This window comes from Nitrospirota bacterium (genome assembly GCA_013388455.1).
Taxonomy (GTDB): domain Bacteria; phylum Nitrospirota; class Thermodesulfovibrionia; order Thermodesulfovibrionales; family SM23-35; genus JACAFF01.
Genome location: JACAFF010000027.1, coordinates 1 through 9042 on the forward strand (window position 1 = coordinate 1; position 9042 = coordinate 9042).

The window sequence follows — 9042 nt, forward strand, 5'->3', positions numbered from 1 at the left end:
ATGGGCATTACTTTAAGAAAAATCATATATGAAATCGGCGGTGGAATAGCCGGAAGTAAAAAATTAAAAGCTGTCCAGACAGGAGGACCATCAGGAGGCTGTATCCCCCCGGATTTACTCGATATGCCGGTAGATTTTGATTCACTTAAAGAAGCAGGAACCATAATGGGCTCGGGTGGAATGGTAATAATGGATGAGGATACCTGCATGGTTGATGTTGCCAGATATTTTCTCGATTTTACACGGAGAGAGTCCTGTGGTCAGTGCATTCCTTGCAGACTTGGGACTCAGCAGATGTTTGAAATCCTAAATGATATTACAACAGGCAATGGAAGACCAGGGGATATTGATCTTCTTTTAAAATTAAGTGGATCAATTAAACGAAGTTCAATCTGTGGTCTTGGAAAGACAGCTCCAAATCCTGTGCTTACCACTATCCGGTATTTTAGAGATGAGTTTGAAGCACATATAAATGAGAAAAGATGTCCTGCGGGAGTATGCAATATGTAATGAGATGAAAGGAGGTATGATGGGAAGGGTTAATCTTATGATTAACGGACAGGAGATTCAATCCTGGCAAGGAGCTACAATTCTTGAAGCTGCATTAGAAAACAAAATTTATATACCTCATCTTTGCTATCATCCAGATCTGAAGCCTCAAGGGGTATGCCGTGTCTGTCTGGTTGAACTTGACAATGGACAGTTTGTAGCATCCTGTAGAACACCAGTTAAAGAAGGGATGGTTTTAGAAACAAATAGTCCTGAATTAGACAGGGTGAGGCGGCCGATTATTGAGATGATTATTGCAAATCATCATATGGATTGCAGGAATTGTCTTAAAAAAGGACAGTGCCAATTACAAAAAATTATGGCTTACATGAAAATAGATAAACATACAATTCAGCAGCACATGAGACTATCTCTTAGAGAAATTCTTGTTGATGATTCGAATCCATTTTTTATTAGGGATCATAATAAGTGTGTTATGTGTGGAATATGTGTAAGTACATGTCGGGAAATTGCAAAGATAAACGCTATCGATTTTGTTGGTAGAGGCAATAAATTAAAAATAGCTACTTTTGGTGATAGTGAAATCGCCAATTCAAAATGTATCTCATGCGGAGAATGTGTGATTCGTTGTCCTGTTGGTGCTCTTGCATTTAAAGATACAAGAAAACCTACTAAAGAAGTTAAATCTGTCTGTCCTTACTGCGGTGTTGGATGTGATATATATCTTGGTATTAAAGATAATCAAATTGTTAACGTGAGAGCTGACAAATCAAGTTCTGTAAATTTTGGTAGTCTTTGCGTAAAAGGAAGATTTGGCATGGAGTTCGTGCACTCACCTGACAGACTGAAAGACCCTCTCATAAGGCAAGGTAAAGATAAAAGTGAAAAAGTTTCATGGGATGAGGCACTCGATCTTATAGTTAAAAATTTTAGTAAATATAAAAATGAAGAATTTGCTCTTATAGCATCAACAAAATGCACGAATGAAGATAACTATATAGCACAGAAGTTCGCACGTGTTATTATGGGTAGCAATAACATTGATACCATGGCAAGATTTTGCTATGCTCCCGCAATATCAGCATTCCGCAGAACAGGTCAATGTGTGGGATTTGGTCTAAATCAAGAAGATAACCCATGCTTTTCCCCACAAACAGAACACATTCTGGATAAAATCGAGAAAGTTTCATGTGTTCTTATTGCAGGTGCAAACATGACCCGATCTTTTCCTGTCCTTGCTTTAAAAATAAAAAGGGCTGTAAATAGAGGTGCAAAGCTTATAATTATAAGTCCGAATGAAACTGAACTCTGTATTAATGCTGACAAGTGGTTGAAACCCTATCCTGGCACTGATTTAGCTCTTCTTATGGGCATGTGTAATGTAATTGTCGAAGAGGAATTATATGATAGATCTTTTACAGAGATGTACTGTAATAATTTTAACGAATTCAGTGAAATTCTTGGTGATTTTTCCCTCGGGAGAGTAGAAAGGATTACCGGTGTCCCTCGTGTATTAATTGAGGAAGCTGCTCGACTTTATGCAGGAAGCTATCCAGCTGCAATCTTTTGGGGTTCAGGCATTACTCAACATACTAATGGAACAGATAACGTGCATGCACTAATAAATCTTGCAATTCTTACGGCAAATATAAAGCATTCATTCTCACTAAATCCATTATCAGGGCAGAGTAATAGTTTAGGTGCTTGCGATATGGGATGTCTGCCTGACTATTATCCATGCTATCAGCCTGTTACTTCTTCAGATGTGAGGGAGACATTTGAATCTATGTGGAACTGCAAATTGAATCCTGATCCCGGACTTACTATCCCAGAAATAATAGACGCTACAATTGCAGGCAAAATAAAAGCGCTATATATCATAGGAACAGACCTCACTAAATCTTTTGTGCCAGCCAAAAAGGTAGATGTTGCTTTAAAGAAGGCAAAATTTATTGTATCTCAAGACATGTTTCTAAATGATACAGCAAAATATGCAAATGTTATTCTTCCTGCAGCAAGCTTTGCTGAAAAAGAAGGCACAATAATAAATACAGAAGGAAAGACACAAAAAATAGAAAGAGCACTCGAGCCGTTGGGAAATTCACGTCCTGACTGGTCTATAATCTGCGAATTGGCGAAGAGATTCGAGCATCAGGGTTTTATTTTTGGAAGCGCTGAAGAGATTCTTTCAGAAATATTTACAGTAATCCAGCACTTACCCGAAAGAATTGGTAAGTTCAATCTATTTCCGCTTCAATATACACATCCGGCAGAAACAACCGACATAGATTATCCAATTATTCTCACTACAGAAAGAGATATTTATAATTATGGTGTTTTTTCTGAAAAAGTCGAAGGATTAAAGATTCTGAAATCCAAAAATTATATTTATATTAATCCAAAGGATGCTGATGATTTTGGGATATCAGACATGGAAGAAATCAGAATAATTTCAAGGCATGGCTCAATACAAGCTGAATCGCGCTTATCAAAATCAACTCCTACAGGTCTTGCGGTCATGAATCTTGAAAAAGGAAAATTTAATCCACTCCTGAATCCTGTACTCAATGGGATATCCAAGACCCCTGAGATTAAAATGTGTGCTATCAGATTCGAAAAAATAAAAGCATCTAAAAAAAGACAAAAAAGAGTTTCAGAGAGTTACGTATGATGATTAAATTGATTCAAATTAGCAGAGTGTCAGTTTATGAATAAGACAATGATGTCAATTCTACAAATTCTGGAGAAGCATCAGGATATTGTCCTTGGTTCTCGAGAAATATCTAAGCAGTTAAAGATACACGGGATAGATTTGGCAGAGAGAACAGTGAGGTATCATCTGAAAATACTTGATGAGAGGGGTTTTACAAAGGTATTTGGCAAGGAAGGAAGAAAGATTACACAAAAAGGAAAACAGGAACTCTCACAGGCTCTCGTTTCCGAAAAGGTGGGATTCATAATAAGTAAAATTGAGAGTCTTTCATATCTTATGAAACTTGATATTGATAGAATGGAAGGTGACATTATTCTGAATGTATCCTTTTTCCCCGAAGAGAGGCTTAAAGAAGCACTAAATATTATGGCACCTGTCTTTTCTTCGTCATATGTAATGTCTGATAGGGTTGTTATTTATAAAGGTGGTGACAAGATTGGTGATATTATTGTGCCGGAAAAACATATAGGATTTGGTACTGTATGCAGTGTAACTATAAACGGCATATTCTTGAAGTCAGGAATTCCTGTAACATCGAAATTCGGAGGTATTTTGCAGATCTATAACGACGAACCACTCAGATTCACTGCACTTATAAGTTATGAAGGTTCTTCACTTGACCCTCTTGAAATTTTCATAAAGAGCAGGATGACCGATGTAGTAAATGCAACAAGAAAATCTAACGGGAATATCCTTGCGAGTTTCAGGGAAATCCCTGTTGTTAGTCTTGAAAAGGCAAAAGAATTAAAAGCATATTTAAAAGAAAAAGGAATCGGCGGGATATTAATTATCGGTAACCCGAATCAGCCTCTACTTGAGATTCCCGTCGGTATGAACAGAGCAGGCATGGTAATTGTAGGAGGTCTTAACCCTATTGCTGCGATTGAAGAGAAAGGAATCCCAACTGTTAGCAAAGCCATGTCTACACTTTATAAATATTCTGATCTTATAAGATTCAAGGAACTTCTTTAACCTATTTTATTAATAGCGAATTCTGTTCCAATGGTAACATTCCTCTTCCTTATCAATTGCGGGATAAACTCCAGGCTGATATAAATATCTTTGCGAGTGAAGCGAAGTAATCTTGCCTTTTTTATAAAGAAATTGCCACAACCTGCAGGCTTGAACTACATACGAGTCAAAGGTTTCTATTCTTTATTAGCAGATTTGGCTTCAAAAAGCGGATAGACAAATATATAATGAAAAAGTGAAAATAATATATTAAGACTATTTGTAAATAAAAGGAGGCTAAGATGAGTGTTTTACCAGAAGGTGAACAATTAAGACGAGCTGTCAGATGGATATCAAGTGAGCGTCAGGAAAGAGGATGTGATACACTTGCAAAATTGATTCAAGAAGCCTGTATCAAATTTGATCTGTCACCATCGGATACAGAATTTCTCATGAATTTTTTTTCAGAGAAGAAGTCAGAAAAACAGGCGTAAAAAAACTTTTTTATGTTATAATCCTCAACATTGAACATGAAAGTTTTAATGAAGGGAAATGAAGTTATCGCTGAGGCTGCAATTCAAGCAGGATGTCGTTTTTATGCAGGGTACCCTATAACTCCTCAGAATGAAATCCCTGAATATTTTTCCCGAAGAATGACGGAAGAAGGGGGAGTTTTTATCCAGGCTGAGAGTGAACTTGCAGCGATTAATATGGTGTATGGTGCGTCAGCTGCTGGAGCGCGTGCAATGACTTCTTCAAGTAGTCCGGGAATTAGTCTAAAACAGGAGACTATATCCTATCTTGCTGGAGCAGAATTGCCGGCTGTCATTGTTAATATTCAGAGAGGAGGTCCAGGGCTTGGTAATATATCTGGTAGCCAGGCGGACTACTTTCAGGCTGTAAAAGGGGGGGGGCATGGTGATTACAAAATGCTTGTCTACAGTCCATCAAATTTGCAGGAAATGTGGGATCTAACAATGCTTGCTTTTGATAAAGCAGATGAGTATAGAACTCCTGTAATGATTTTTAGCGATGGGATAACAGGACAGATGATGGAACCCCTCTATCAAACACCTTATGTAAGACCTAAACTTCCACCTAAGGACTGGATACTTGATGGTTGTAAAAATAGAAAACCTCGGGTGATAAAGTCTCTGTATATGGGAGACGGCGAACTTGAGATAAGAAACAATATGCTTCAGAGAAAATATCAGCAAATGAAAAAAATTGAAGTAAGATTTGAGAGTTATCATACCAGAGATGCAGAGATTATAGTAGTTGCATTCGGTATAGCAGCACGTATAGCCCTTGCATCTGTAATGAAGCTCAGACGTAAAGGATTTAAAGTCGGGTTATTCCGACCAATTACACTCTTTCCATTCCCTGAAAAAGAACTTGCGAAAATATCAGAATCAAAAAGGTCTTTTATTACAGTTGAAATGAATACAGGACAGATGTTTGAGGATGTTAAACTTGCGATCAATGGTAAATCGGAAGTTTATTTTTATGGAAGAGCAGGTGGAGCAATTATTACCCCGGAAGAAATTTATGATGAGATTATTAAGTTAATAAAACATAAGCTGCCTCATAAACTACCTTTTGTAAAAAATTGACTTAAAACTCCAATTATCTCATGCATTGCCTTGACAAAAAAATTTTTCTCTGGTAATATTTCCAATTGCTGTGTAATCCAGTTTTTAAAAAAGAAAAAATGGAGGATGAGTGCCAACAATCGCACAATTGATAAAAAAAGGGCGTGAAGAGGTTAAGAGTAAAACAAAAAGCCCTGCACTAAGGAGATGTCCTCAGAAGAGGGGAGTGTGTGTAAGAGTTTATACAACGACCCCTAAGAAACCGAATTCTGCTTTGCGTAAAGTTGCAAGAGTGAGACTGATGAATGCAATGGAAGTTACTGCATATATTCCCGGCGTTGGGCATAACCTCCAAGAGCATTCAATTGTTATGATAAGAGGTGGTAGAGTGAAAGATCTTCCCGGAGTTAGATACCATATTATTAGAGGGACACTCGACTCTATGGGAGTTGCAGACCGCAGACAGGGGAGATCAAAGTACGGAGCTAAAAGGCCTAAATAAAATAAGATTATGCCAAGAAGAAGGGTAGCAGAAAAAAGAGACATTTTACCGGACCCGAAATATAATAGCAAGATAGTGAATAAATTTATGAATGCTATTATGAAGAGCGGAAAGAAATCAACAGCAGAAAAAATATGCTATGGTGCATTCGACATATTGAAAAACAAGACAGGTAGTGATCCGATTAAGGTTTTTAAGACAGCTCTCGAAAACGTAAAACCTGTTTTAGAAGTAAAACCAAGAAGAGTTGGTGGAGCAACATATCAAGTGCCTGTTGAGATAAGACCTCATAGACGAACGGCTCTTGCTTTTAGATGGATTTTAAATTATTCAAGAGCAAGAACAGAAAAGACAATGCAAGAGAGACTCGCGGGTGAATTGCTCGATGCGTATAATAACACAGGGTCTTCTATTAAAAAGAAGGAAGATACCCACAAAATGGCAGAGGCAAATAAGGCTTTTGCCCACTATAGATGGTAGGGATAATAAAGGAGAAAACATTTGTCAAGATTCCCGTTAGAGAAAACACGAAATATTGGTATAATGGCGCATATAGATGCAGGAAAAACTACGACCACAGAACGTATCCTTTATTATACAGGTGTTACATACAAGATTGGAGAAGTAGACGAAGGTACTGCTGTAATGGACTGGATGGTCCAGGAGCAGGAACGAGGAATTACTATAACTTCCGCAGCAACAACATGCTTCTGGAAAGATCATAAGATTAATATTATTGATACTCCAGGACATGTCGATTTTACCATCGAAGTTGAACGCTCTCTGAGAGTTCTTGATGGTGCTGTAGCAATTTTTGATTCTGTTGCAGGGGTAGAACCTCAGTCAGAAACAGTCTGGAGACAGGCTAATAAATATGGTGTTCCCCGAATTGCTTTTATGAATAAAATGGACAGAGTAGGGGCTGATTTTTTTATGAGTGTTAATAGTATGATAGAAAGGCTTGGTGCTCATCCTGTTCCTATACATACACCAATAGGAGCAGAAGAAGATTTCAGAGGTTCCGTTGACCTTGTCAGGATGAAAGCAATATATTTTGATGATGAAACACTTGGTGCAAAATATATCGAAACAGAAATACCTGATGATATGAAACCTCATGTTATTGAACACAGAGAAAAAATGATAGAAGCATTGGCTGATATTGATGAAATTATTATGGAAAAATATCTTAACAGAGAAGAAATCAGCGAGAATGAGATAAAAGGCGCCTTGAGAAAAGGAACTCTTGAGAAAAGGATAACACCTGTTATTTGTGGTTCTGCTTTCAGAAATAAAGGGATACAGCTTTTACTTGATGCAATTATAGATTATTTACCATCCCCTAATGAAATTCCTCCTGTAATAGGCACAATGCCAGGCAGTGATTCACTAATCGTGAGGCATGCACGTGATGGTGAACCTTTTTCTGCCCTTGCATATAAAGTTATGTCTGATCCATTTGTTGGTCAGCTTACATTTATAAGGGTATATTCAGGAGTCCTTGAATCAGGTTCATATATTTACAATTCTACAAAGAACGTAAAGGAGAGGGTTGGAAGAATCCTCAGAATGCATGCTAATAAAAGAGAAGAAATAAAAGAAGTTGCCGCAGGAGATATAGCTGCTATTGTGGGTTTGAAAAAGACTCTCACAGGCGATACATTATGTGATGAGAAACATGCGATTATACTCGAATCAATAGAATTCCCAGAACCTGTTATGTCAGTTGCAATTGAACCTAAAACAAAAGCAGACCAGGATAAACTTTCTCAATCATTAGCAAAACTTAGTCAGGAAGACCCTTCATTTAAAGTTTCTTTTAATGAAGAGACTGGGCAAACAATCATATCTGGTATGGGTGAACTCCATTTAGAGATTATTGTTGATAGATTACTCAGGGAATTCAAAGTCAGTGCTAATATTGGTAAACCACAGGTTGCGTATAAAGAAACTATAAGGTCTACTGCAAAAGCAGAAGGTAAATTTGTCAGACAGACAGGTGGCCGTGGACAATATGGTCATGTGTTAATAGAAATCGAACCCCAGGAGCCCGGAACTGGTTTCAAATTTGAGAATAATATAGTTGGTGGAGCTGTTCCTCGAGAGTATATCCCAGCAGTTGAAAAAGGAATTAAAGAAGCAGCAGACAGAGGAATCCTTGCAGGATATCCTATTGTTGACATAAAGGTAAAACTTTACGATGGTTCTTATCATGAAGTTGATTCATCCGAGATGGCTTTTAAAATAGCAGGTTCAATAGCTTTCAAAGAAGCTGCAAAAAAAGCGCAACCTGTTCTACTGGAGCCAATTATGAGTATCGAAGTGGTAACACCTGAGGAATATATGGGTGATGTAATTGGAGATCTAAGTGCTCGACGGGGAAAGGTTCAGAATATCGATAGGAGAGGTAATGTACAGGTTATAAAGGCTATGACCCCACTTGCTGAAATGTTTGGCTATTCTACTGATTTAAGATCAAAAACACAGGGAAGAGCAACATATACAATGCAATTTTCACATTATGATGAGGTACCAAAAGGAGTTTCTGATAGTATTATCACTGTACTAAAAGGAGAATAATGTTGATTGTCAGAGTTCGATTTACAGTTATAAAAGCTGGAAACTATATAAATAAAACTCTTAACCTAAAAAGAGGGAGGAAATATGGCGAAGGCGAAATTTGAGAGGGTAAAGCCTCATGTAAACATAGGTACGATAGGACATGTAGACCATGGCAAGACGACATTGACATCAGCGATAACGAAGGTATTGTC

The 9042-nt window shown here is 37.6% G+C and carries 9 protein-coding genes; all 9 read left to right on the forward strand.

All coding sequences use genetic code 11. The features are described from left to right. Positions 1-510: NADH-quinone oxidoreductase subunit F (locus tag HXY53_06470; protein ID NWF76204.1), on the forward strand; the 510-nt coding region annotated here is incomplete at its 5' end. After that, a complete protein-coding gene (locus HXY53_06475) occupies positions 473-3181 on the forward strand; it encodes a molybdopterin-dependent oxidoreductase (protein NWF76205.1) in 2709 nt (902 codons plus the stop codon). The genes HXY53_06470 and HXY53_06475, both read left to right, overlap by 38 nt. Positions 3182-3217: 36 nt before the next feature. Next, complete coding sequence (locus HXY53_06480) at positions 3218-4195, forward strand: DUF128 domain-containing protein (GenBank protein NWF76206.1); 978 nt, start codon at positions 3218-3220, stop codon at positions 4193-4195. 281 nt (positions 4196-4476) lie between these two features. Beyond that, entirely contained in the window at positions 4477-4668 is a 192-nt protein-coding gene (locus HXY53_06485) for a hypothetical protein (GenBank protein ID NWF76207.1), read from the forward strand. A 30-nt stretch (positions 4669-4698) separates the two neighbouring features. Then, on the forward strand, positions 4699-5787 hold the full coding sequence (locus HXY53_06490; protein ID NWF76208.1) for a 3-methyl-2-oxobutanoate dehydrogenase subunit VorB: 1089 nt from the start codon (positions 4699-4701) through the stop codon (positions 5785-5787). Between the two features lie 109 nt (positions 5788-5896). Beyond that, positions 5897-6268 carry a 30S ribosomal protein S12 gene (locus tag HXY53_06495; protein ID NWF76209.1) on the forward strand — a complete coding sequence of 124 codons (372 nt, stop codon included), beginning with the start codon at positions 5897-5899 and terminating at the stop codon, positions 6266-6268. Between the two features lie 9 nt (positions 6269-6277). Next, on the forward strand, positions 6278-6748 hold the full coding sequence (gene rpsG / locus HXY53_06500) for a 30S ribosomal protein S7 (protein NWF76210.1): 471 nt from the start codon (positions 6278-6280) through the stop codon (positions 6746-6748). Positions 6749-6769: 21 nt separating this feature from the next. After that, positions 6770-8848, forward strand: a complete 2079-nt coding sequence (gene fusA / locus HXY53_06505; GenBank protein ID NWF76211.1) for an elongation factor G — start codon at positions 6770-6772, stop codon at positions 8846-8848. Between the two features lie 84 nt (positions 8849-8932). After that, the coding region (locus HXY53_06510; GenBank protein ID NWF76212.1) for a hypothetical protein at positions 8933-9042 on the forward strand (110 nt) is incomplete at its 3' end.

What these genes read in the sequence shown, in the direction of transcription:
- HXY53_06485 (NWF76207.1), top strand. Translation starts at nt 4,477, where the DNA reads ATGAGTGTTTTACCAGAAGGTGAACAATTAAGACGAGCTGTCAGATGG.
- HXY53_06475 (NWF76205.1), top strand. Translation starts at nt 473, where the DNA reads ATGAGAAAAGATGTCCTGCGGGAGTATGCAATATGTAATGAGATGAAA.
- rpsG (NWF76210.1), top strand. Translation starts at nt 6,278, where the DNA reads ATGCCAAGAAGAAGGGTAGCAGAAAAAAGAGACATTTTACCGGACCCG.
- HXY53_06480 (NWF76206.1), top strand. Translation starts at nt 3,218, where the DNA reads ATGAATAAGACAATGATGTCAATTCTACAAATTCTGGAGAAGCATCAG.